The following is a 24,536-nucleotide window of genomic DNA, read 5'->3' as shown; positions in this document are numbered from 1 at the left end:
ATGTCACTTTTGTCAGAAATTAACCCTGGCAGAACGATTCGACACAGCGGACAAAAATCTCAACGCCCGTAGACAGCGCCGCTTCATCAAAGTCAAACCGGGGATGATGGTGCGGATAGGCGAGATCTTTGGCTTGGTTGGCCGCGCCCAAAAAGAAGTAACAGCCTGGCACTGCCTGTAGAAAAAAGGACATATCTTCGCCACCCATGGTTTGGCATTCAGGCACCAAACCTGCCGGGGTTTCCACCACCGCGAGCGCCGCCGATCGCACCAGCTCAGTGATGCCCGCGTCGTTCACCACGGGCGGATACAGCGGGTTGTAGTCCAACTCGTAGCTAGCCCCGTGGCATTGGCACACGCCGCTAATAATCTGATCTAATCGTTGGGCGAAATACCCTTCATACATATTGTCGAAGTAGCGCACTGTGCCGCTCAACCGCGCCTGATCAGCAATCACATTCACCGCCGAACCAGCGTGCAGTTCGCCCAGGGTGACCACGGCGGACTGCAGCGGATCGATATTGCGGGCCACGATCGTTTGAATGGCGTTGACCACCTGGGCCGCCACCACAATGGAATCGACCGTCTGGTGGGGAATTGCGCCGTGTCCCCCCCGCCCCCGAATCGTGCAGTGAAAAAATTCGGTGGCGGCCATCATCGGCCCCGTACGGACCCCAGCCGTGCCGACGGGCAGGTTGTTCCACAGGTGCAAACCAATGATGGCGTCCACATTGGGCTGCTCCAGAGCGCCGGCTTCGATCATCGGCTTCGCGCCCCCTGGCCCCTCTTCCGCTGGCTGAAAGATAAATTTCACCGTGCCGCAAAAGCTGTCGCGATGCTGCGCCAAATAGCAGGCCGTGCCCAAGGCGATCGCGACGTGGCCATCATGGCCACAGGCGTGCATCACTCCGTCCTGCTGCGAGCGATACTCCACGTCATTCATTTCTTGAATCGGGAGGGCATCCATATCGGCCCGAATCGCCAGCACCGGCCCTGGCTTTTGGCCTCGCACGACGGCGACGATGCCCGTTTTGGCGACCCCTGTTTCGTGTTCAATCCCCCATTCGGTCAATTTTTGGCTAATAAATGTCGCTGTCTTGGCTTCTCGAAAAGCTAACTCTGGCTGCTGGTGAATTTGTCGCCGCCAGAGCACAATCTGGGGCTGCAATTGGCGAATGGCTAAACGCACCCCTGACAGGGTGGGTGTGGATGTGGGAAAAACCGTTGAAATCATAGTTGCTTATTGAAAATGACTTGTAAGGACTGGGGTAGGTCAAAAAAGCGAACCGGCGTCCGCTATGCCTGACGGCTCCCGATCCCAAACTCGCGATCGCTCAGACTTGATGAGCACCAACAAACAGTTCAATGGAACTAAAAATAGGGTCAGAAACTGGCAAGTCTCATCACCCCGTCGGCGCAATCCGGACACAGGCCCGAGCCGCCCCACCCGCACTGAATGCCCCAGCACTCACCTACAGCCATCTGTTACATAGCTCTTCAGGAAAGCGTCTCAATGAGTACCGTGACAGACAAACATTTGAATATTATGAAAGACTTCGTCGGGGATATGTGTGATCCTGCCCCATGTACTCAGTAAAGTTTCTGTGAAACAATCCGTGCAATCGCTGATGACATCTCTCTACTTCACCTCATCTTCATAAAGTGATCTCCTAGCATCGCGCAGTTCCGGATAAATTCCAGTAGAAATGTGACCTTTCACTGACGATTTTCACTGACGATTTCGAACTTGAGAATATGAGGGATACCGTCATCACTCCCGTCAGTCGGATGTTGTTGCACGGAGGATGCCGACAACGGTGGTTGCATACGCAAAATAAATGCCCAGCATTGAAAAATGCTAGGCATTCAGTCCTAGAAATTGCTTTGAGAGCACAGGAGAACTTAGCAGCGCTGTTCTAGATATTGTCCAATCATGATTTCCTCTCCGGCGCGGGAGATGATGGTCTGACGAGTGCGGGTAGACTCACCGATTAATTTAATTTCTTCTTCAAAGCTAGAGCCATCGTAAGCGGTCTTGAGCACCATGGTGCGCGGCTCACGGAAGGTAAAGTCAGCGGTTACAGGCTTGGCCGTGGCAAAGCCGCGATCGCGATACAGCGTTGTACCTCTGACGCCAAACAAGGTTGAGCCATTCACGGGCTTACGCTCAGTATGGATGTAGTTACTCTCCCAAGTGACTTGCGCGCCACAAATGAGCGGTGTGCGCTCCGGCAACTCATGCAGCTCATGCAATGTTTTCAGCTCGGCTGTGTCCGCTGCCAAAAAACGAATGTTGATGTAGCTCACCACCTCTTGGACATCGCCACTCTTGAGCGTGTAATAACGACGCTTGGAGCGCCAGTCGCCCTCACAAGTTTGAAAAAACGAAGCGACCAAAGGCTCCGCCAGAATACGAGCAGTATCTAAGGAGTAAGGCATAAACAGCTATCCATTTGCAGGGAATGAACTCAAGGACGCATCGCCTTAAGATTGTTAAATTTTGTAACCTACATCAATGCTATCGATCTGTCTCAGAATTGACAACTTGCCAGTCTTTCTTCACGCTAGGTTTGTTGTCAGGATGTTGACTTCAATGCCGATGTCATTCCAGATGTTACTGACGGCTAGCAGAGAAACTGCTTCATCCGCTACGAAAACTGTGAAGGCAAAATGAAACTTCGTTGCTTGCCCTCAACCTGTTGAGGGAACTTCTAAAATAGTGAAAAGTTAGCGTTTTCTTCAGATTTGCCAAAACCCACAGTGCCCACCACTCCTCTACCCCATGAATCTGCTGTGCCTTCCCCCGGCCGTCGGCCCCAGTCGTTAAGCTCATCTCGCTCTTGGTGGGTTCAGCTCAAACGCCGCAGCCGCTACATTTACCTGAAATTTATTCGCCTGCGCGGGCACCCTAAAGAATTGGCCCGGGGCTTGGCGGCTGGCGTGTTTTCGGGGATGTTTCCGCTGTTTGGACTGCAAACCATTATGGGGATCGCGATCGCGATCCGCATCAAAGGCAATCCGCTCATGGCGGCAGCGGGCACCTGGATCAGCAATCCGCTCACGTATTTGCCCATCTACGCTTTTAACTATCGCCTCGGCAGTTGGATTTTGGGGCGGCCCGTAGTCAATTTATTTACTGATGTCGAGTCAATGAAAGCTTGGCTCGAAACTGGGGCTGACGTGGGTGTCGCCTTGATGTTGGGCAGCCTTGTCATGGGGGCGATTTTTGGCACAGCTACCTACTTTGTGGGATTACCCCTGATCCAGCGCGCCCGTCGCCGCTATCGCCAATTCAAACATTCAGAATCTTGATTCTCGCTGCCTGGAGAGGGCCGACAAACTGCTGATACTGTAAAAACCGTTTGAGTCCTAACAAGTTGTTCGTCAGTCTTGGATGAACCTCATTTTTAGCTCCATGCTGGGTAGCTCCATGCTGGGTAACCAAGTTGGTTCGGCTGCGGGGGCTCAACTATGTACGCGCGGCTCTGGGTGCAGGGTCAAGAGTAATGTACTTTCCACGGCTGACAGTTCAGCTAATCGCGCATTGACCGTTTCGCGATCAAAGTAGGTGGTGGCGAGCACCCAGTAGGCCCCGTAGTGGCGGGCTTCTGAGGCCATCAGATTGCGATAAAATTGGGCCAATTCTGGCTCGGGGCAGTGGGCCGCCAGCAGCCCCAACCGCTCGTGGCTGCGGGCTTCGATCAGCGCCGCCACGAGCAGCGAGTCCAACATGCGTCCCGGCTCTTCGCGGCGGATCTGTTTACTGAGACCAGTGCCGTAGGGCGGCGCGGGCAGGGGTCGCAGGGACACCTGACGCCGTTCCAGCCATTGGTTCACCAGTTCAAAATGGCTGAGTTCTTCCTGGGCGATCGCGGTCAATGCCCGCACGAGCTTTTCGCTGGAGGGATACCGACACATCAAGTTCAACGCGACCCCAGCGGCTTTGCGTTCGCAGTGGGAATGATCGAGCAACACGGTATCGAGGTGGGCGATCGCCTGCTCGACCCAAGCTGGCGCGGTGGGCGTTTGCAACAACTGGATGCGGGGCTGGGCAGCAGAGACGGCAACCATAACAGGCAAGCACAGAGTAACAGTTTCACTATCTTATCGATTGCGCCGCCGCTTAAGGGCTATTCCTCTGGTCCCAGGCCGGGTGCTGGCTCGGTGTCCGTCGTGTTTTGCAGTTGGGTAATTTGGAATTGGGCATCTTCGTAACAGCCGGTGCGGCCCAAGTCGAGGCACAACTGCGAGGCGGCTCGCAGGTCTTGTAAAGCGGCTGGCGTGTTGTTCATTGCAATATGCAGCAAGGCGCGATCGTAGCGGGCAAAGACGTAGGTGGGATCGATCGCGATCGCCTGGCTTAAATCGTCCATCGCGCCGGGGCGATCATTCAAAGCCTGCCGAGTCAGCGCCCGGTTATAAAACGGGTCAGGGCTATTGGGGTCGATTTGGATGGCGATGTTGTAATCCTGCAAGGAGCCTTGCAAATCGCCCAAGCGCCGCCGCACCAGCCCGCGATTTTGATACGCCAGCGCATGGCTGGGACGCTGGTTAATGGCGGTGGAACAGTCATTCAGTGCTAACTCTTGCTCGTCTAAGTTGGAATAGGACAGACACCGATTGAGATAGGCGGCGGCCTCCGTATCGGTATCAGTCGCGAGCTCAATCGCTTGGGTGTAATCATCGATCGCCCCCCGATCATCGCCCCAATCAGCCCGAGCGCTGCCTCGATTGACATACGCTTTGGTGAACGTTGGATCAAGCTCAATGGCCTGGGTATAGTCGTTAATCGCGCCTTGAATGTCGCCCAAAGTAAACCGAAAGTTGCCGCGACTGTAGTTGTAATCAGGATTGTCAGGAGCCTGGTCAATGGCCTCTGAAATATCTGCCAGGGCCGCTTGGGCCTCTCCCAGTTCAAAATAGAGCTGACTTCGGGCCGCCAGGGCCTCGGGCTGCTGGGGTACCTGTTCTAAGGCTTGGGAGTAGGCGGCGATCGCCGCTTCTGGCTCTGCGGCGGCGATCGCTTCTGCTTGGGTAATGTGCCTTTGGGCCGCCAAGCGTTGGGGCAGCTTGAGTCCGAATACCACCGCCAGACCGACTAGCGTGACCACGCCCAACGTCCCTAGCACGGGGTTCCGCCAAGCCCGTCGCGATCGCACTGGCGGCGGCTCAGTGACCTCGGTGGCCACCGAGCGCGGTGTTGAGGGGGTAGCTGCGGCATCCTCGGTGGGCATGGCTAAGGTATCCGATGCGTCTAGCAGGTCTTCTAAATCGTTCAAGATGTCGGCCGCTTTTTGATAGCGTCGCTGGGGGTGCGCATGCACCATGCGCATCAGCAAGTTGGCAAACACTGGGGGCATTTTGGGCACACCGCGCAACACCGCCGTCAATTGTTCATGCCGGTTAGGGGCCTGCACTTGGGGCAACTCCCTCGGGTCGCGCCCCGTCATTGCCTGAATCACGATCATGCCGAGAGCATAGTGGTCACTGCAAAATAATGTTTGTTGTTGATACTGCTCCGGGGCGACATACACTGACGAACTCCGCTGCCAGCCATTGTCGTCGTTGCCGTTTTGGCCTTTTTGTTTGCCCGCAATATGCTGACTAATATTTTTAATCGAGCCAAAATCTAGGATGATCCACTTGTTTTCGGAATGATGGCGAATCAATTTAGAGGGCTTGAGGTTGCCATGGATGACTCCGTGGTCTTGGGCAAAGTGCAGTACTGGCAGCACCTCTTGGAGAAAGGCGATCGCCTCAGGCACCGTCCAGGGCTCAGCCGCCGCCAGTAAATCTAATAGCGACTGCCCAGGGATGAATTCCTGAACGATAAAAAAGCTCTGATCAACGTCAAACGCGGCAGAGGTATCGGGCACTTGGGGATGCTGGCCGATTTCTTCCAACATGGCGACCTTCTGCTTGAGCAGCCGCAAAATGAACTGCCGCGTCATTGGGTTACGGGTCGGCAGGCGGAGTTCTCGCACCACGCATTTGGGATGGCCCGGATAATGCACATCTGCCGCGAGGAAGGTCCGGCCCGACGGATGGGTGTTTAACGCTTGGATGAATTGATAACGCCCCCCAAGCAGATTTTGAGGTGAAGACATATGGCAGATGAGTTTCCGAAACGTTCCCTGATAGAACCGACCGCTGGGCGGAGCGACCATAGCGATCGCGCATTCAGCGTCCAGTCCCTTAGATCAACTGATGGCAGTTGCCGATAAAAATGCTAGCGGATGCTTTATCCATATAAATCCCAAAAATGTCGGTGGGGGCACATCCATTAAGGGTTTCTTGCGAAATTGTCACCATGAGCGCCACCAGCATACGGTTCGCAGCGATCGCAATTCTCCTACATTGCCCCTCAGACAAGCCGTCGGTGGAAAGTGTAAGTTGTGGATATGAAAGTATTTGCCCTCTCCCCTGCCACCCGCATAGAAATTCGCGAATTTTTGAGTTTAGCGGTGCCGCTAGCCAGTGCGCAGGTGGCGCAGGCGCTCACAGGCTTTGTCGATACGCTCATGATGGGGCGACTAGGGCAAGCCTCGTTGGCTGGCGGTGGGTTGGCCGTCATGGTGTTTATGGCGACCCTGATGACGGGCATTGGCATCGTGTCGAGTGTGAGTCCGCTGGCGGCCCAAGCCTTTGGGGCACAGGAGCCTCGACAAGTGGGCCAAGTTACGCGGCAGGGGCTTTGGCTGGCTCTCTTGATTGCGCTGCCCATCACGCTGCTGCTGGGCAACCTGGGTGAGTTGATGCGATCTCTGGGGCAAGCGCCCGAAGTCATTGCCCTCACGAACGATTACCTCAATATCATGCGTTGGGGATTGTTACCCGCCCTCTGGTTTGCGGTGCTGCGCTGCACGGTAACGGCGATCGGTCGCACGCGCCCCATTTTTGTCATGATGGTGAGCGCCAATTTATTGAATGTGCTGGGTAACTATGTGCTCGCCTTTGGCAAACTGGGATTTCCGGCGATGGGGCTATCCGGGTTGGCGCTGTCGAGTGTGCTCGCCCACGGGCTGATGTGTTTGGGGTTGCTGGGCTATGTGGCGTATCACCGTCACGGTTACTTGCAGCCCTATCGGTTGTTTGAGCGCCTCTTCCGGCTGCGTCCCGCCATCTTGAAACAGTTGATGGTGCTAGGCTTGCCGATCGGTGTGGTCACGATTTTAGAAAATGGCCTCTTCACCGTGATGACCCTGATGATCGGGGCGATCGGCACCCACGTATTGGCCGCGCAACAGCTGGCCCTGCAAACGGTCGTGGTGGTTTTTATGTTGCCGTTAGGGATGTCATATGCCGCGACGGCGCGGGTGGGGCAGTGGTATGGTCGCGGCGACTGGCTGGGGGTGCAGCGGGCGGCCATGGTGAGTGTCAGCTTGACCGTCGCGGTGATGTTTGTCTCTGGGGTCGTGTTTGTCTTGTTTCCCACCCCGCTCATCAGCGTTTACCTGGATGTGAATGATCCGGCGAATCAGCCGGTGTTGCAGGCGGGCATCGCCATGTTGACGGTGGCGGGGTTTGGGCAGGTGGTGGATGGGGTGCAGCGCACGGCCAATGGCGTCTTGCAAGGCTTGCAAGATACCCGCGTGCCGATGTTGCTTAGCTTTATCGCTTACTGGGGGGTGGGCATGGCGGCGGGCTACTGGTTGGGCTTTCAGACGCCACTCGGGGGAGTCGGTATTTGGATCGGTGCTTACCTGGGATTAGCGGTGGCGGCGATCGCGTACATCTGTCGCTTCCGGCAATTGCTCAAAGCTCGTTAACAGATGCGACTCACGCGGCCGCGATCGCGGCCTGCAACGTGGCCACCACCCGCTCTTGCACGGGCGCTTCAATCTCCGGCCAAATGGGCAAACTCAGCACTTCTGAAGCCACCTGTTCACTCACGGTATAAGTGGGAAACTGGCCTGCATAAACGGGCAGCCGATCTTGGGGAATGGGGTAATACACCATGGCCCCAATGCCCTGCTCGGCCAAATATTGCTTCACGGCATCCCGCTTGCCCTCTAAAACACGCACGGTGTATTGGTGAAACACATGCCCGGCGGTTACCGCTGGCGTCACCACCCCCGGCACTGTTGCCAGCAGGCGGTTGTAAGTCGCCGCGACCTGTCGACGCTGCTGGTTCCACTGGCTCACGTAGGCAAGCTTGACCCCCAAAATCGCCGCCTGCATGGCGTCGAGCCGCGAGTTGTAGCCCAAAAGTTCGTTGTGATACCGCTTCAGCGCGCCGTGGACACGCAACTTGCGAGCCATGTCGGCGATCGCGTCATCGTTTGTGGTAATCAGTCCCCCGTCGCCGTAGGCCCCCAAATTCTTGGTGGGGAAAAACGAGAACGCCCCCACATCGCCCATTGCCCCGGTGAACTGGCCCGTCAGGCGATCGCGCATCGCATCCTGACAGCTTTGCTCGCAGCCGATACAGTCGCCTTTATACACTGCGCCGAAGGACTGAGCGCAATCTTCGATCACCTTGAGACCATGGGCGGCAGCGATGGCTAAAATCTGCGCCATCGGCGCGGGATTGCCAAACAGATGCACGGGCAAAATCGCCTTCGTTTTCTCCGTGATGGCTGCCTGCACTTGGGCCGGATTTAAGTTGAATGAAGCGGCATCAATATCCACGAAGACGGGCTTGGCCCCAATCATGCTGATGGATTCCGCCGTGGCAAAAAAGCTGAACGGGGTGGTGATCACCTCGTCCCCCGACTCGATGCCCGCTGCCCGCAGGCCAATCACCAGCGCATCGGTCCCCGAGTTCACCCCGATCGCGTGCTGCACGCCCAAATGGCGGGCCGCATCGGTTTCAAACTGCTGCACCTCTGGCCCCAAAATGAATTGTCCCGAGGTCAAGACGCGATCAACTGCCGCCTTGATTTCTGCCTGAATGGCTTGATACTGCGGCTTTAGGTCGAGAATGGGAACCTTCGTTTGCGTCACGCTGACTGCCTCACTGTGCCAAATTTTGTTGCGGTGTGATTGACCGAAACAGAGGACGAATTGCCTTTTGCAACAAACTCTATCACGTTGCTGGAATCCTTGTGAGGTCTAGGAATGGGACAAATTTAAGCCAGCCTGACACGGGCTCGGTAGGGGATGCGCAAAGTGGGAAAGGCTGGAGCGCCTGGGCAGAATGCTACCCTGAGACGGCCCCATGTGATGACTCGCTGAGTTGCGGGAAATAGCAGTCTATGAAAATCGCGATCGTTCACGAATGGCTAGCAACCTATGCCGGGTCGGAACGGGTGGTCGAGCAGGTTTTACAGCTCTATCCCGAAGCGGATTTGTATAGCCTGGTGGATTTTCTGGAACCAGACGAACGGGCATTTATACAGCACCTGCCGGTTACCACCTCGTTTATTCAAAAGTTGCCCGGAGCCCGCAAGCACTTTCGTCAATACTTGCCGCTGATGCCGATCGCGATCGAGCAGTTCGACCTGACGGACTACGACCTGATCATTTCCAGCCATCATGCGATGACCAAAGGGGTGATTACCCGCGCCGACCAGCTCCACATCAGCTATGTCCATACCCCCATTCGCTACGCCTGGGATTTGCAATGGCAATATTTGGAACAGGCGGGACTCAAGCGCGGTTTGAAGGGCTTATTGACGCGCCTAATCTTTCACTACCTGCGGCTTTGGGATGTGGTCACGGCGAATCGAGTCGATACTTTTGTGGCCAATTCGCAATTCATCGCTCGCCGCATCCATAAAACCTATCGGCGGCCCGCCGAGGTGATTTATCCCCCGGTTGCGGTGGAGCGGTTTCGGTGCGATCGCCCCCGGGCCGACTTTTACCTCACAGTGTCGCGCTTTGTCCCCTACAAGCGAGTGGATCTCACCATCGCGGCCTTTAACGAGCTGGGATTGCCCCTCGTGGTGATTGGTGATGGTGACCAGCGATCGCAGTTAGCAAAAACGGCCCGGCCCAATATTCAGTTTCTCGGCTATCAATCTGATGCGGTGGTGGTGGACTACATGGAACGCTGCAAAGCCTTCATCTTTCCGGCTGAAGAAGACTTTGGCATTACCCTCGTGGAAGCACAGGCCGCCGGAGCCCCGGCGATCGCCTATGGCCGGGGCGGCGCTACCGAAACCGTCATTCCCGGCAAAACGGGCCTGCTGTTTTCAGCCCAGACAGTCGAGTCGCTGGTGGAAGCCGTCCGCAAGTTCGAGCAAGCGCCCATCAGCACCCCGGCAACGGTGATCCGCCAGCACGCTGAGCAGTTCTCAGCACAGCAGTTTCGCCAGCAGTTTCGCGAATTTGTGACCGCTCAATGGACGGCGTTTCAGTCGGCAGCCTCGCCCCCATTCCCCCGCTGAATCCGAGGGAATGGCCTGATAGGATGCGGAGGCAGTCAGTTAGAGAACAGCATCGACAGCGATGGGACGAGTGTTAATTTTGGGCGGTACGGGGCGCATTGGCAGTAGCATCGCTCAAGATCTGCTGGCCCATACGGATGTGGCGGTGGTGCTCACGGGTCGCCATCGTCAGCGGGGGCAAAGGGCCACCCAAAAGCTGGGGTCGCGAACTCAGTTTTTGCCATTGGATTTGTCAGAACCAGACAGGTTGAGGGCGGCGATCGCGGCTGCCGACCTCACCATCCACGCGGCGGGGCCGTTTCACCAGCGCGACGCGCAAGTCTTGCAACTCTGCCTGGAGCAAGGGGTGAACTATCTCGATGTCAGTGATTATCGGGGCTTTACCCGTCAAGTGTTGGAGGTCAACAAAGCGGCGCAGACGGCTGGGGTGACGGCGATCGTCAGCACAGGAGTCTTTCCCGGCATCTCGAATAGTATGGCGCGGCAGGGCATAGAAGCGCTTGATCAGGCTGACGCTGTGCAATTGAGTTACGTCGTGGCGGGCTCTGGGGGCGCGGGTGTCACCGTCATGCGCACCACGTTTTTGGGACTACAACATCCCTTTGATACTTGGCTAGATGGTCAGTGGCAGGCAGTCAAGCCCTACACCGCTCGGGAAAAGCTAGCCTTTCCCGCTCCGTACAATGATGCCCACGTGTATTGGTACGACATGCCCGAAGCCATCACCCTGCCTGATTCCTTCCCGTTGCAAACGGTTAAAACCAAGTTTGGCGTGGTGCCAGATTTCTATAACCATGCCACCTGGCTCACTGCCCACGGTTTACCTGACCCGGTGTTGCAACATCCCAATACCATCGAGTTTTTGGCCCAGGTGAGTTACTGGATGACGGGGATCAGCGATCGCTTTACTGGCACTGGCGTCGCTATCCATTGCGATGTGCAAGGGCATAAAGCCGGAGAAACAGCGCACTATTGCAGTTGGTTTGCCCATCCCAGTGCGGCGATCGCGGCGGGCATCGGGGCCGGCTATATCGCTGAACTACTGCTGTCGGGACAGATTAACCAACCCGGTGTCTATCCGGTCGAACAGGCCGTCACCACCGCTCAGTTTCGCCAAGCCTTGGCCCGCCGCCAGTTGTCACTGCAAACGCCACCGCTCGTAGCGAAACGCTAAACTAAAATTCAACAAGTTTTGGCTAGTCAGAGACTCCAGCATGACCTCCTCAGTCACCCTCGCCAAATGGACCCTACAGCAGTATCACCAGATGATCGCGGCGGGCATTCTCGACGACCAGCAGGTCGAATTGTTGCGTGGAGAAATCATCGAAATGGCACCCGAAGGGCCAGAACATGCCCAAATTAGCACTGATGCCGCCGATTACTTGCGGGCCGTTTTAGGGACTCGCGCACTGGTGCGAGAAGCGAAGCCCATCACGTTATCTAACATCAACTCGGAACCGGAACCGGATATCGCGATCGCTGAACCTTGGCGGGACATTTATCGCACCCGTCATCCCTATCCAGAAAATATCTTTTGGCTGATTGAGTACGCCAATACCAGCTTCAAAAAAGATACCGATCCCAAGGCCAAAGTCTACGCCGCTGCGGGCATTCCTGAATATTGGGTGGTGAATCTGAAAACCCTGGAACTGATTGTGATGCGCCACCCCCAGCAAGATCAGTACTCGTCAGAGACTAAGCTGACGGCTGGCACGATCGCACCCCTCGCCTTTCCCGACCTCACCATTGCGGTCAGTCAATTGCTGAATTAATGCCAGTAGCGGCTTGCTAGTTTAGCCAGGCTTCCGGCAACTATCCGGTGACTTAATCTGGCCCCAGCCGCTGTTTGAGGCGATCGCTCAAAGAACTCCGCGACGCCAGTCTAGCTTTTCCCGATGCCGCCCAGGCTTGCAGGGCATCTACCTGTTCCTGAGCCGTGCGGGCTAAGGGAACAATTTGACTCGCCGCCTCCAAAATGTCTTCCGTGGTGAAGTCCCGATCCTGACTAAAGCCGATGTGCATCGCCTCCACGAGCGCCTGCTCAATCTCCGCACCGGAGAAATTGGGAGTTTCGTAGGCCAACCGTTCCAGGTCATAACTCTGGAGATTATGAGCCCGGAGACGACTCAGGTGAACTTCGTAAATTGCTTTGCGTTCTTCTTGGGTGGGCAAACCGACAAAGAAAATCTCGTCAAAGCGACCCCGGCGCAAGAGTTCTGGCGGCAGCGATTGAATATTATTGGCCGTTGCGACCACAAAAACTGGCGACGTTTTCTCCGCCATCCAAGTGATGAAAGTGCCAAAAACGCGGCTGCTCGTCCCCGAATCGCCCCGACCATCCACTCCAGCAAACGCTTTGTCGATTTCATCAATCCATAAAATGCAAGGGGCCAGTGCTTCGGAGAGTTGAATCATCTGGCGAGTGCGCGACTCAGATTCCCCGATGAGGCCAGCGAATAAGCGACCCACATCGAGCCGCAATAGGGGCAAATGCCAGTGATGGGCGATCGCCTTAGCGGTCAACGATTTGCCCGTCCCTTGAATGCCCACTAGCAGCAGTCCCCGAGGATAGGGCAACCCATACTGCCGCGCTTTTTCGGAAAACGAGTTGCCGCGTCGCAGTAGCCAATCCTTAAGATTATCCAAACCGCCAATTTCAGAAATTTGTTCCTTGGCAGGGTAAAAATCCAGAATTTGGGTTTGGCGAATGGTCTGACGCTTTTCCTCCAACACCAGCTCAATGTCGTCAGGGCGAAAGGTGCCGTGGGCGGCAATGCCACGAGCCAGCACCCGCCGAATGCGCTCGATCGAAAGCCCCTGACAAGACTGCACCAGGGCGTCTAAATCAGCCAGAGAAAGCTGCACATTGAGACTGCCCAGCAACCGGGTCACTTCGGCATGAATGTCTTCCACACTGGGCAGGGCAAACTCTAAAACGGTCACTATTTCGGCCAGATCATCAGGAATCTGGACTTGTGGTGCTAGCAGCAAGATATTTTTCGCTTGCGACTTTAACCGTCGAGCCAGGTTGCGCAACTTGCGAGAAATGGCGACATCTTCGAGGAAGCGATGGTAGTCTCGCAACACAAAAAGCGCTGCCGCTGATTCCGGCAACTTTTCAATGTGTTCTAGCGCCTGTAAAGGATTACGACGGGCCACCCCAGCGTCGTTTGGATTGCCCTGATAGCCATCGACAAAGTCCCAGATATAGACGCTGCGATGGTTGAGTTGCTGTGTGCTGGCGGCGATCGCCTGCTCCACGCGCTCTTCCTCTAGAGTGGCGATGTAAATAACGGGATATCGCGCCCGCAATAACAACAGGAGCTCATCTTGGAAACTCATCGCGAATCAGTAGCCTCCCCTCGCAGCCGACGGCTTAGCCGTGTCTTGCTTGCCATGTTAATTGGCCTGATACTCATCGCCAGCCAACTGTTGCTTTAGTGCCTCTAGCGCTGACCAACGCCCATCAGTTACCTGGGGATTGGATTCAACGGCTTCTACCTGAAGCCCTTGGCAGCTTCGATCGCAAATTTGGCGCTGGGGTAACTGTAGGCAAACCTGTTCGTATATCCAGGTTTCTGGATCAAAGTGCCCGTAAGGGGAAAGACTTTCCACCAGATCTTCCGAACTTACTTCTTGTTCTAGCGGTAAGTTTTGGGCTGCTCCAACGGCCTCATCCAACCAGATAATTTCCTCGGCGTTGAGCGACACTCGATGGTTGTACTGCTGCAAACAACGATCGCAGGTCAGCGTCACAATGGTTGAGGCCATCCCCCGCACCTCAATGAACGTCGTGCCGTGACGCACCGAAACCTCAGCCCGCACTGGAGTGAGCGTTGCCAGATTGTCAAACGTCGTTTCAAATTGGAGAGAACGGGTGCGGTCAGTGGCATTAAGGAGATGCGGAATATAGATGGCCTGCATGGCTTAACTCCCGAACTCAACTAAGAACGCGATCGCGGACTCACTTAGGTAGACTCGGCAGCGGTCGCTGGGCGAACCACTAGCCTGCGGTCAGGCTCTCGCCCCCGACTAAACGTTTCTAGCCCTTCATAAGTCCCTAAAAAGTGATGTAGCTGACGTCGCTCAGCGGAGGACAAAGCTTTGATTTCAAATTCTTCGCCCGTTGATTGAGCCGTTTCAGCCGCTTCAGTCGCCAACGTAATCAGCTCAGCTTTGCGCTTAGCACGGTGCCCTGCTAGTTCAATGGTGTAGGGCTGCTGCTCTTCGGGCGATCGCCCCAAATTCAGAGTCGTATTCGCCAGATATTGCATGGCGTCTAACGTCTGACCCTGGTCACCAATCAAAGTGGCAATTTGCTCATCAGACAGACCATTCGCTTGAATCGTCAGCCAACAACTCGCCCCAAACTCATCCTCGGCCAAACTCGTTTCGACTTTCACGTCTAAACCTTGATGGCGGAGCAAAGATTCCAACCACTCAATCCCTAGCTTCTCTGCACTTTCCATAACTGCCTACGATGCCTTTTTCTTCTTTTTGGAGCGACTAGGCTCAAATGGCAAGGTCTGACGCCCGTCATCACCAGACTCACTAGCGGCTTGAGCATCCACAATCTTCTGTAGATTTTCTGGTAGCGGCTCCCGAGACAGAATAAAGCTTTGCAGAGTCTGGAAAATGTTGGCAATCACCATGTACATCAGCACCCCGGCTGGCAATGGAAAGAATAAGAACATGCCTGAAAAGATGATCGGCGTGAACTTATTAATGGCCGCTTGCTGGGGGTTATCGCTGCTACCCCCCCCTTGGCCAGACAACAACTGGTTGACATATAAGCTGACGCCAAAAGTTAGCACCATCAGCAAAATATCCCAGTGAATTGCTCCATCGTCGCCCCGTACACCAACACGCCCTAAAGCTTCGATAAACAAGAAGCCTTTATTAGCGGCTAAACCAGGCACTTTCACTTGAATCGTGACGTCACCAGGAGCGATCGCCTCAATGTTGCCAGACTCATCAATATTGACTAACTCTTGGCCCTTGGTAACTTCAAGGTAAGTCTGTAGAGCATCAGCCCTATCATACTCACTCACCAGTTGCTCTAGGGTCTCGCCCTGATCATCCTGAATCCGCAAGTCAGTTTTTTCGCCCACAACTAGACGATCACCACCGGGAATGACCACCGACATCGGAAAGTGAACCCCATCAGTGATGTAAATACTCTTTGGAGAGGTTGAAAACGCTTGGGGTTGAATCTGCTCGACTTTATCTGTAGGCAACACCTGCAAGTTGACCGGATAGGCGACATCAGCAAACGGCGATCCTCGAAGCGTTGCAAACAACGCAAACAGAATCGGCATCTGTAACAGAACCGGAAAGCAGCCTGCTAATGGATTACCAAACTCTTTGTAGACCCCGCTCATCTCTTCTTGAAGCTTAGGCGGATCATCTTTGTAACGCTCTTGGATTTCTTTGACCCGCTTCTGCATCGCTGGCTGAGCCACTTTCATGCGCCGCATATTGCGGATTGACCCGGCATTCAACGGGTAGAGTGCAAATCGAATGACCAACGTCAGAGCTACGATCGCGAGTCCATAGCTCGGCACAACCCCGTAAAAAAAGTCCAGGATTGGCAACATGATGTTGTTGGACAGAAAACCAATTCCAAAATCCATTCGTGCTCTACCTCTATCGGCCTGCTCAGTGACTCAATTTCCAAGTTTCATGAGCCGTTACTAGCGTAGCGCTCTAACAGCCTATCTGAAACCCAATTACCAAGATGACGAACAACTTTCTCCAATTGCCCCCATCGTCAAGTTACGGTCATCCCCCAGTCATCAAAGACAAGATAACTGATGACTTAGCTGCCAATAGCACCACTAACTGCCTGAGCCTTAGTCGAGAGCTTGGCAGAAATGTAGTCGTAAGTCTCACGGAAGTTAGGAACTGCCCGCATTTCCAACTTGCTGCCATCTTTCAGCGTTACGACCATATCGCCCCACAAGCCTAAACCGCGTGGCACCGTGACGACTTTCTTGATTTCCGAATAAACGATATCGGAACGAGTTCGCCCCATCCAGCCACTGGTAATTGAGATGCGGCGATTGGTGATTCGGTAGCGTAGCCAGAGCGCTCGCACGACCGCCCCAACCGTCAAGGGAATACACACTAACGTGAAGGCCAGCAAAACATTAATAATCAAGTCACCGACGTGCGGACCACCTTCGTAATAAACCTCCTCTTTAATACCCATCGCAGACCTCTAGTTTTGTAAATAACTTTTCTAATTCTTGCAGAAACTGCCAATAGTCGCACTCGATGGCACCACTGCGCAGAACAATAACGACCCAGAAATTTTGCCGCAGTCGGGGCATGAGAGACTGTAGAGCCGCTCTCACTTGTCGCTTCAGACGATTGCGCACGACGGCATGCTTACTCACCTTTTGGCTGATGGTGATACCAAAACGGGAGCATCCTAAATTCGGCTGCTCCCGAGGGGGCTCAATACACTTGACCACAAGATGATTGGTTGACGCTTGTCGCCCCGCCTTATAGACTCGCGAAAACTCTTTGGGGCTAGTCAATCGATACCGTTTAGGTAAAGCCATTTTCGCCTCAGCCTATGACTTTAGGGCTTATTAATGCTGTGTGCGGCATCCGTGAGTTGGCTGTTTGCTCAGCCACGACATTTTTCTGACGCTGAGTTATACCGCCAAACGCGCACGACCGCGTCGCCGCCGCGACCGAATTACGCGACGACCAGTAGCCGTCCGCATGCGAGCCCGAAAGCCCGAAGTTCTTTTCTGCTTACGATTAGTCCCGCCTAAGGTTCTCTTAGTCATTCCTGATACTCTTCCCTTTCAGTCATCTAGTGCAGCGTCAACCTTGATTCTTGCGACTGGATTGCGTCAAGACTTCATTCAGCGAAACCCTAATATTTGCCAGGTTCAGCTGCGCTTCACCTAATCGACGCCAATCAATAGTTTGAAAGCCAACAGACAACTAGCTAATGGCTAGGGGGCACTGTCAGCCTTTTTAAGACGCAGTTTTAGATAATAACACCAAAACAGGGGACGATGGAAGAGGCTACCGTCACCCCCTGTTAGCCATGCCCCCGCCGACAGTGGTTTTCACCATAGTCAATGTGCCCTATCCAGGGCATCGCTGTGAATTGTATGTCCGCCGTGACAATGGGGACAGAGGGAATAAATCGGAGTTATTCGGCGGCGACTTCCATGGGCCAGACACCGATGAACTCTTGGAGTGGAGCCCCCTGATAAAGCGCGTCCAAGAAAAAGAAGCGGTTGCCGTAGCGATTTGGATTACGAACATCGTGCAGCACAACTACGAAACTACTGTTGGGCTGAATCGGTTCAGACGGATAGATTTCAAACACATTGTTTTCTTTGTCAATGATGATTTCATCGACCTCAATGGTTGCTCCGCCACGACCAGTCCCCTCACGAAGTTCAATGCGAGCTGAGTCGAAGTGACCGCCTTCGTCCTCAAACTCTTGGGGGTAGCTAATGAAGAGCTCGAGTATTTCGTTGGAAACTTTGCGCCCAGAAACCCGCAGATAGTAGCGGGCATCGTCGCTACGCCGCTCATTGTTGTCGATGAAGTAGCCGAGCCGATACTGGGCGTCGACACCGCCAAAGATCGTGAAACCTTCGGTGGTCTGGGCGATCGCGCTACCGCCGGTGATCGCTAAGCCAGCAGCGGCCAACAGCCCCAATAAACTTCGACGTAACCAGCGCTTAGTTGACATAAAACCTTCCCAAATCTTTTGCTTTGATTATTGTGTGCTCAATCACAACTTGATGCTTAGGACGACTAGCCTCTCTAAAAAGTGTCCACTCGTGCGGATACGTGACTAGGGTGACTTCGCTTCGACACAGCCTGTACTTTGTCTGATCCCAAAGGTTGGCGATCGCTAATAGCTTGCATTTGATTTCACAGATTGTGATTTTAGCATTAGGGACTCCCTATTGATGGATGGCCTGTTGGTAAGAGCGGACAGGAAAGTTTTTCGTATGGAGAGATTATTGCGATCGCCGCCCTCGGAATATCGTGATCTTGTGCCCAACTCCTGACTGACGCCATGCCCCTCAGAGTACTGCAGTCATTCAGCGTAAGCCCGCCATCCCAGAACTTCATGGCCAGTCAGCCCAGGGTGGGGGATTATACTTGTCGAAACGTCCCCAAGGAGAAGCAAATTGAGTCAAAAAACTCATAAAAGGCAAGGATACGGCTCTTTTATACTCCTCTGCCCCTGTCATGTAAATGGGGGATTTTAACGTAAAAATAGCTTTCTTAAAGTCAAAGTATATGCCCTCTTAGGTAGCTCTAAATCTGGCAAAAAAGTTTTGCTCTCTATATTTTAATAGATAGAAATTCGAGTGATAGTATGGGTGAATGAAGTTGGTTTACTGCTCCATTAGGCTGTTGCACTAATCTGAGTTTAGATTAGGTGAATTAAGTTCACTAGGATCACCTTGGAATGTGATTCCTGGTCGGTGGGAGAACGCAGGGGTTTAGACACCTATGGGCACTGATGGCTTGGTTCTGGGGCTGTTGACTGGCAAAATCTTGAAGGCGCTTGGCAAATATCGCTAGCAGCCAGGGAGAGTATGGTAGGGATCATCTAGGTCATAAGTCAACCGATACGCGCGCGAGGAATGGTATTTCCCCTCGTCGCATTAAGCCGATGCAAGGTTAAGTTCCATGTACCTAAAGTCTTAGGGATGTCGTTAAATCAGCCAACAATGTAAAAAAAGGCTGATCAACTTTTCGATTTAAGCTCTATCGGGTTAGAAACAAGTGAGCTACATGATCGCGTTAGCCAGTTTCTGTATCTGAACATGAAGAAATGCAATTTCATAACGCTGCGTGTGTACGAGTTGATGGGTTGAGTTTTTAATAATGGCTGCAAGCTGGCAGAGAGCAGTTGTGATGCTGCTGAATTTGGTTTAGCGTCAACTTGTGACTCGTCGATGCGCTTGAGGTTGCGTTCATATCGGTTCGAGGAAATTCACTGTAGCGGTGCGGACTATCAGATCGATATTTGGTGAATGTATTCAGGTGTCTAGGTTCGTGACGCAACCTTGAGTGTGTGCAATTGAACGATCTCTAAACGACTTGATGATGCCCAGAACATCGGTGAGAGGGATTTATCACTCACTGCTAAGCGTTTAGTACCGGAATTAAGGGCACCCGAACCAGTCAACTTAAGCAAAAGTATTCAGAACAACGAGGAGATTGAATTTATGACAGTTGCGATCGCCCCCGATAGCACGTCCTCACCAGAGACACGCCCCCCGATGCGGATCGGCATTCCTAAAGAGATTGCGCAAGGAGAGCGCCGGGTGGCGGCAACGCCTGATACTGCCCAAAAGTTACAAAAGCTGGGTTTTGAGGTGTGGGTTGAAACCGACGCTGGGGCGGCCTCTAGTTTTCCAGATGCGGCCTACCAAGCCGTGGGCTGTCAGGTCACTCATGATGTCGTCGAGTTATGGAACCAGTCAGATATCGTGCTCAAAGTGCAGGCTCCCCTCTGGCATCCGGGGATCAACCAAGACGAGACTGATTTGTTACGACCTGGTGGCAAGTTGGTGAGTTTCATCTGGCCCGCCCAGAATCCTGATTTGCTGGAAAAACTATCGCAAAAAGGGGCTACGGCGATCGCGATGGACGCCGTGCCGCGCATCACCCGCGCCCAAAAGTTGGACGCCCTGAGTTCCATGGCCAACCTTGCGGGCTACCGCGCCGTGATTGAAGCGGCCAATCAATTTGGTCGCGGCTTTACCGGCCAAATTACTGCCGCTGGCAAGATTCCACCCTGTAAGGTGCTGGTCATTGGGGCGGGGGTGGCCGGTCTGGCTGCCATTGGCACCGCCCGAGGTTTAGGGGCGGTCGTCCGGGCCTTTGACACCCGTCCCGTCGTTAAAGAACAGGTGCAGAGCATGGGGGCCGAGTTTCTGGAACTGCACTTTGAGGAAGACGGCGAAGCAGGGACTGGGGGCTATGCCAAGGTAATGAGTCCGGCCTTTATTGCGGCGGAAATGGCACTGTTTGCCCAGCAAGCGCAAGAGGTAGATGTCATCATCACGACCGCGCTGATCCCCGGTAAGACGGCCCCGCGTCTGGTGACCCAAGAAATGGTGGAAGCCATGAGGCCAGGCTCGGTCATTGTCGACATGGCGGCGGAGCAGGGCGGCAACTGCGAACTGACCCGCCCCCATGAAATCTATGACCACAACGGCGTCAAAATTGTGGGCCTAACCGATCTGGTTAGTCGGATGGCCAATCAAGCCAGTCAGCTGTATGGCACGAATCTTTATCACTTGCTGCATGAATTGGGTGGAGCCGAACATCATCACCTCGACCTAGAGGATGATGTGGTGCGTCAGGCGACGGTGGTGCTTGATGGTGAAGTGATCTGGCCGGCCCCGCCATTAGAAAAACCGGCTTCCCCCCAGCTTGCCACTGCGCCAGCGACGGGGGCTTTGCCCACGGCACAAGCTGAGCAGCCGGCGAATCCGCTGATGGCTTTGGTGTGGCCAGTGCTGATTGGGGCGGCGCTATTCGGGATTGGGGCCTTTGCGCCGGAATCCTTTATCTCGCACTTCACGGTGTTTGTGCTGGCGATCTTTCTCGGCTGGAAGGTGATTTGGGATGTGACGCCAGCGTTGCATACACCGCTCATGAGTGTGACCAACGCCATCAGCGGCATCATCATTATCGGCGGCATGTTGCAAATTTCTGGGCCGTTGACGTCGACGGTGACCATTTTGGGGGCGATCGCCATTTTCGTTAGCACCCTCAATATTTCGGGCGGCTTTTTTGTCACCCAGCGCATGCTGAATATGTTCCGTAAGTAATTCAGCCGCATCAGAACTCAACGCATCAGACTGCTCACAGGATTTCCCATGTCTAATAATTTATTGACGGTTGCCTACATTGCAGCCAGCATTCTCTTCATTCTCAGCTTGGGGGGGCTTTCCAATCCCGAAACGGCCCGCCGGGGCAATTTGTACGGTATTGCGGGCATGGTAGTCGCCCTCGGCGCTACAGCTCTGAGCGATCAAGTGCAGGGGTACGGGGTGCTGATTGCGGCGATGGCCCCAGCCATCTGGATTGGCGGGTTAATCGCCACACGGGCGGCCATGACTTCCATGCCTCAACTCGTCGGGCTGCTGAATGGATTTGGCGGTTTGGCGGCGGTGCTGGTGGGGTATGCCAGCTTCTTGCACCCTGATCCCGCTTTGCAAGGCGTTGATTTCACCATTCATAAGGTGGAGGTGTTTGCGGGGGTCTTCATCGGCGCGATTACCTTTATTGGCTCTTTGATTGCCTGTGGCAAGTTGCAGGGTGTGGTCTCTAGCAAGGCGATCTTGTTGCCTGCGCGACATGTGCTCAATATTGGCCTGTTGGCGGCAGTGCTCGGTTTGGGCTACTACTACATGAGCGTGGGGGAAACTGCGGCATTGTTGCCCTTGGGGGGAATGACGGCGATCGCTTCCCTGCTGGGGATCACGCTGATCGTTGCCATTGGCGGCGCGGACATGCCCGTCGTGATTTCGATTTTGAATAGCTACTCCGGCTGGGGCGCGGCGGCGGCGGGCTTCATGTTGAATAACGACTTGCTGATCATCACCGGAGCGCTGGTCGGCAGCAGCGGTCTGATTCTCAGCTACATCATGTGCCAGGCGATGAATCGCTCTTTTGCCAACGTGCTGCTGGGCGGCTTTGGCAATACTAATTACCAAGGGGCGACGGTAGAAGGTGAGGCCACGCCGGTCTCAGTGGATGAGACCGTAGAACTGCTGAATGACGCCAATAGCGTCATCATCGTGCCGGGCTATGGCATGGCGGTGGCTCAGGCCCAACACGCCGTGGCGCAGATTACGCAACTATTGCGCGATCGCGGCAAACAGGTTCGCTTTGGCATTCACCCCGTCGCTGGTCGCTTGCCGGGTCATATGAATGTCTTATTGGCCGAGGCCAATGTGCCCTACGACATCGTGCTGGCAATGGAAGAAATCAACGATGATTTCCCTGAGACCGACGTGGTGTTGGTGATTGGAGCCAACGACACCGTCAATCCCAGTGCCCTCGAAGATCCCAACAGTCCGATGGCGGGGATGCCCGTGCTCGAAGTGTGGAAAGCGCAGGACACGATTGTGCTCAAGCGCAGTCTCTCGGCGGGCTACGCCGGGGTCGCCAACCCACTGTTTTATAAGCAAAATACGTCCATGCTATTTGGCGATGCACGCTCCAACGTGACGGCGATTTTGGCGCAGTTGTCGCAGCGAGAAGCCGGGACATCGCAACCCGCCGTCGCCGTCGCCGCCAAGTAACGCCAACACATTCTTGAAATCGCGTTTAGTGGCGCTGTTCCTCAATTCCTACGTAACGTTAGGATGGCGGGGGAATTGAGGATTTTTCATGCCAACTGTGCCGTTTGCCCCGGAGTCTGCCCCCGGCGAGATTGATGTGCAAACCTTAGCCCAACGCTTGCAAACTGGGCTGGAGAATGTCCAACTCATTGATGTACGCGAGCCGTGGGAAGTGGAACGAGCCGCGATCGCTAATTTCATCAACCTTCCCCTGAGCGCCTTTGCCGAGTGGGAAACGCAAATTCATCAGCACTTTGACGTTGAGCAGGAAACCATCGTGATGTGTCATCACGGCATGCGATCGGCGCAGATGTGTCAATGGCTGAGCCAACAAGGGTTCACCCACGTCAAAAATCTTGTCGGGGGCATTGATGCTTACGCCATCCAAGTCGATGCGTCGATCCCCCGTTATTAACCGCTATGGAATGAAGATCAAATAACCTTCAAATTGTTTAGGGCAAGCATCTTGCCCGCCTTGGGATCGCCGAGACGACGATCCCAACTTATTCAATTCTCATTCCTAAGGTTGAATCGCTCCATCCAGGCGGCAGCAATGTGGGAGCCCAGGCAATCAATCGTTGTCGACTGCTCTCGGCAACGGCACTCCTGGTCACTGTTGTCGGGGCTTGATACGGCGTCGGGAGATCGTCCAGAGTGCTGCCCCCAAGGCTCCTGGCGACTTTTCCTTCATGGATCCAAAAAACAGGTAGAGTGGTTGGGAGCTTGCCGCGATCGCGCTGTCATGCCGCCCCCATTCCGCACGCCTTGGTGACGGTATGATCAGTTTAGTTGCCAGGAACCGGGTCAGGGACAGCGGCATCCGCAACTCGTCACTTTGATTCAGAGGAGGAACTAAGTTACATGGTGCAACCGAGAACCTTAGCCAACGATTTTTCGGTCTCTCCTCAGCTCGTGGCAACTGACTTTGCCGAGTTAGCTGCCGCAGGCTACAAAACCGTCATCAACAATCGCCCTGACGGTGAAGAGCCCGGCCAACTGGCGGCCTCAGAAGCTCAACAGCTGGCCCAAGAGCATGGGCTCAACTACGTTCATATTCCAGTCAAAATCCCTGAACTGACGACTACCATCGTCGATCAATTCAGCGCCGCTCTGACGGATAATCCTGGCCCCATTTTGGCGCACTGCAAATCAGGCACCCGCAGCTGTGTGTTGTGGATCATGGCGACGGCCAAGCAAAATATCATGCCTCTGGAAGAGCTCATGCAGTGTACGGCCCAAGGCGGCTATGACCTCACGCGAATGCGGCCTTTAATTGAGCAATATGTGAACGCCGAATAAGGGGTTTCAACCATGGAGCTTGTGACAAAACCAACAGTCACACCCCCTATCATCAGTACTCTTAACTAAAGCTGGACTAAAGCTGGGATCACCTTGCGCCGGGCCGCATGAAGGTCTACAGCTAGAGACTCTAGCCTTAATTGCGATACGCAACGGTTGGTTAAGACGTATTGCGAGCGCCCGTTTTTGTAGTGCTTGTTACAGAATCGGCTGTTAACCTTGAAACAGATAACAAATTGGTTCGACACACCACTTGCACACCGGAGGTATCGTCATGTCTGCATCTGAACAAGCCCGCGCCCTCATGCATCGTCATCATCACAACATCAAGCGGCGTCAGCAGTCCCTGCTTGGCCGGGTAAATTCGGAAGTTGGCATGCCGGCTGAAACGGCGGCCTACTGGAGCACAATTCAGGGAAAGCCCACTGCTGGTGCTCGACGTGATTATGATCGCAGCGGCTCAGCTCTGAGCTAAGGGATCGGCGGGAAAATAACATCCCGGTAATGGCAGTGCTTGGGTGGCTGGGTAGCTGGGTGCCTGGGTCAGTTA

The 24,536-nt window shown here is 54.4% G+C and carries 23 protein-coding genes; 10 read left to right on the top strand and 13 right to left on the bottom strand.

Translation table 11 applies throughout. From position 1 onward, the window contains the following. Nucleotides 1-19 precede the first annotated feature (19 nt). Entirely contained in the window at nucleotides 20-1,234 is a 1,215-nt protein-coding gene (locus tag JUK32_RS07100; RefSeq protein WP_204138153.1) for a M20 family metallopeptidase, read from the bottom strand. Between the two features lie 668 nt (nucleotides 1,235-1,902). Further along, a complete protein-coding gene (locus tag JUK32_RS07095; protein ID WP_204138152.1) occupies nucleotides 1,903-2,439 on the bottom strand; it encodes a phycobiliprotein lyase in 537 nt (178 codons plus the stop codon). Between the two features lie 354 nt (nucleotides 2,440-2,793). Here JUK32_RS07095 and JUK32_RS07090 point away from each other — a divergent pair, with 354 nt between their 5' ends. Further along, nucleotides 2,794-3,312: a DUF2062 domain-containing protein gene (locus JUK32_RS07090; protein WP_309224504.1), complete on the top strand. Its 519-nt coding sequence runs from the start codon at nucleotides 2,794-2,796 to the stop codon at nucleotides 3,310-3,312. Between the two features lie 153 nt (nucleotides 3,313-3,465). On the opposite strand, the gene JUK32_RS07085 is transcribed toward JUK32_RS07090, so the two are convergent. Next, nucleotides 3,466-4,071, bottom strand: a complete 606-nt coding sequence (locus tag JUK32_RS07085) for a tRNA-(ms[2]io[6]A)-hydroxylase (RefSeq protein ID WP_204138150.1) — start codon at nucleotides 4,069-4,071, stop codon at nucleotides 3,466-3,468. Nucleotides 4,072-4,130: 59 nt separating this feature from the next. Beyond that, nucleotides 4,131-6,167, bottom strand: coding sequence for a protein kinase family protein (locus JUK32_RS07080; RefSeq protein ID WP_204138149.1), 2,037 nt, complete (start codon nucleotides 6,165-6,167; stop codon nucleotides 4,131-4,133). A 234-nt stretch (nucleotides 6,168-6,401) separates the two neighbouring features. On the opposite strand from JUK32_RS07080, the gene JUK32_RS07075 reads away from it, so the two are divergent. Continuing rightward, on the top strand, nucleotides 6,402-7,769 hold the full coding sequence (locus tag JUK32_RS07075) for an MATE family efflux transporter (RefSeq protein ID WP_204138164.1): 1,368 nt from the start codon (nucleotides 6,402-6,404) through the stop codon (nucleotides 7,767-7,769). Between the two features lie 10 nt (nucleotides 7,770-7,779). Here the strand turns inward: JUK32_RS07075 and JUK32_RS07070 are convergent, their stop codons facing one another. Further along, a complete protein-coding gene (locus JUK32_RS07070) occupies nucleotides 7,780-8,946 on the bottom strand; it encodes a DegT/DnrJ/EryC1/StrS aminotransferase family protein (RefSeq protein WP_204138148.1) in 1,167 nt (388 codons plus the stop codon). A gap of 251 nt (nucleotides 8,947-9,197) precedes the next feature. On the opposite strand from JUK32_RS07070, the gene JUK32_RS07065 reads away from it, so the two are divergent. The 3 genes from JUK32_RS07065 (at nucleotide 9,198) to JUK32_RS07055 (ending at nucleotide 12,103) form a co-directional block, all read left to right on the top strand. Further along, nucleotides 9,198-10,331 (top strand): glycosyltransferase, encoded by a 1,134-nt coding sequence (locus tag JUK32_RS07065; protein WP_204138147.1) that lies wholly within the window; start codon nucleotides 9,198-9,200, stop codon nucleotides 10,329-10,331. Between the two features lie 61 nt (nucleotides 10,332-10,392). After that, nucleotides 10,393-11,505: a saccharopine dehydrogenase family protein gene (locus JUK32_RS07060; RefSeq protein ID WP_204138146.1), complete on the top strand. Its 1,113-nt coding sequence runs from the start codon at nucleotides 10,393-10,395 to the stop codon at nucleotides 11,503-11,505. Nucleotides 11,506-11,545: 40 nt separating this feature from the next. Then, nucleotides 11,546-12,103: a Uma2 family endonuclease gene (locus JUK32_RS07055; protein WP_204138145.1), complete on the top strand. Its 558-nt coding sequence runs from the start codon at nucleotides 11,546-11,548 to the stop codon at nucleotides 12,101-12,103. A gap of 52 nt (nucleotides 12,104-12,155) precedes the next feature. Here the strand turns inward: JUK32_RS07055 and JUK32_RS07050 are convergent, their stop codons facing one another. The 8 genes from JUK32_RS07050 to JUK32_RS07015 form a co-directional block, all read right to left on the bottom strand. After that, nucleotides 12,156-13,673, bottom strand: coding sequence for an AAA family ATPase (locus tag JUK32_RS07050; protein ID WP_204138144.1), 1,518 nt, complete (start codon nucleotides 13,671-13,673; stop codon nucleotides 12,156-12,158). 57 nt (nucleotides 13,674-13,730) lie between these two features. Then, nucleotides 13,731-14,255, bottom strand: coding sequence for a DUF177 domain-containing protein (locus tag JUK32_RS07045; protein WP_204138143.1), 525 nt, complete (start codon nucleotides 14,253-14,255; stop codon nucleotides 13,731-13,733). A gap of 44 nt (nucleotides 14,256-14,299) precedes the next feature. Next, nucleotides 14,300-14,800, bottom strand: a complete 501-nt coding sequence (locus tag JUK32_RS07040; RefSeq protein ID WP_204138142.1) for a R3H domain-containing nucleic acid-binding protein — start codon at nucleotides 14,798-14,800, stop codon at nucleotides 14,300-14,302. Between the two features lie 6 nt (nucleotides 14,801-14,806). Next, nucleotides 14,807-15,964, bottom strand: a complete 1,158-nt coding sequence (yidC, locus tag JUK32_RS07035; RefSeq protein WP_204138141.1) for a membrane protein insertase YidC — start codon at nucleotides 15,962-15,964, stop codon at nucleotides 14,807-14,809. A gap of 185 nt (nucleotides 15,965-16,149) precedes the next feature. Beyond that, complete coding sequence (locus JUK32_RS07030; protein WP_204138140.1) at nucleotides 16,150-16,542, bottom strand: PH domain-containing protein; 393 nt, start codon at nucleotides 16,540-16,542, stop codon at nucleotides 16,150-16,152. Beyond that, entirely contained in the window at nucleotides 16,532-16,897 is a 366-nt protein-coding gene (gene rnpA, locus JUK32_RS07025) for a ribonuclease P protein component (protein WP_204138139.1), read from the bottom strand. Before rnpA ends, JUK32_RS07030 begins: the two co-directional genes overlap by 11 nt. A 96-nt stretch (nucleotides 16,898-16,993) precedes the next feature. Further along, nucleotides 16,994-17,131, bottom strand: a complete 138-nt coding sequence (rpmH, locus tag JUK32_RS07020) for a 50S ribosomal protein L34 (RefSeq protein WP_204138138.1) — start codon at nucleotides 17,129-17,131, stop codon at nucleotides 16,994-16,996. Between the two features lie 374 nt (nucleotides 17,132-17,505). Beyond that, nucleotides 17,506-18,057: a DUF2808 domain-containing protein gene (locus tag JUK32_RS07015; RefSeq protein ID WP_204138137.1), complete on the bottom strand. Its 552-nt coding sequence runs from the start codon at nucleotides 18,055-18,057 to the stop codon at nucleotides 17,506-17,508. 1,498 nt (nucleotides 18,058-19,555) lie between these two features. Between JUK32_RS07015 and pntA the strand changes: the two genes are divergently transcribed. The 5 genes from pntA to JUK32_RS06990 all read left to right on the top strand — a co-directional run bounded on the left by pntA (nucleotide 19,556) and on the right by JUK32_RS06990 (nucleotide 24,461). Then, nucleotides 19,556-21,169 carry a Re/Si-specific NAD(P)(+) transhydrogenase subunit alpha gene (gene pntA / locus JUK32_RS07010; RefSeq protein ID WP_255538183.1) on the top strand — a complete coding sequence of 538 codons (1,614 nt, stop codon included), beginning with the start codon at nucleotides 19,556-19,558 and terminating at the stop codon, nucleotides 21,167-21,169. Nucleotides 21,170-21,217: 48 nt separating this feature from the next. Then, nucleotides 21,218-22,648 (top strand): NAD(P)(+) transhydrogenase (Re/Si-specific) subunit beta, encoded by a 1,431-nt coding sequence (locus JUK32_RS07005; protein WP_204138136.1) that lies wholly within the window; start codon nucleotides 21,218-21,220, stop codon nucleotides 22,646-22,648. Between the two features lie 88 nt (nucleotides 22,649-22,736). Beyond that, nucleotides 22,737-23,102 (top strand): rhodanese-like domain-containing protein, encoded by a 366-nt coding sequence (locus JUK32_RS07000; RefSeq protein ID WP_204138135.1) that lies wholly within the window; start codon nucleotides 22,737-22,739, stop codon nucleotides 23,100-23,102. A gap of 446 nt (nucleotides 23,103-23,548) precedes the next feature. Next, the gene (locus JUK32_RS06995) at nucleotides 23,549-23,986 is read left to right on the top strand and encodes a TIGR01244 family sulfur transferase (RefSeq protein WP_204138134.1); all 438 of its coding nucleotides are present in this window, start codon (nucleotides 23,549-23,551) and stop codon (nucleotides 23,984-23,986) included. A 274-nt stretch (nucleotides 23,987-24,260) separates the two neighbouring features. Further along, a complete protein-coding gene (locus tag JUK32_RS06990) occupies nucleotides 24,261-24,461 on the top strand; it encodes a hypothetical protein (RefSeq protein ID WP_039727431.1) in 201 nt (66 codons plus the stop codon). Nucleotides 24,462-24,536 lie beyond the last annotated feature (75 nt).

This window comes from Halomicronema sp. CCY15110 (genome assembly GCF_016888165.1).
Lineage (GTDB): Bacteria > Cyanobacteriota > Cyanobacteriia > Phormidesmidales > Phormidesmidaceae > Halomicronema.
Note: the sequence above shows the minus strand (reverse complement) of the source record. Positions and strands in the feature narration are given on the sequence as shown.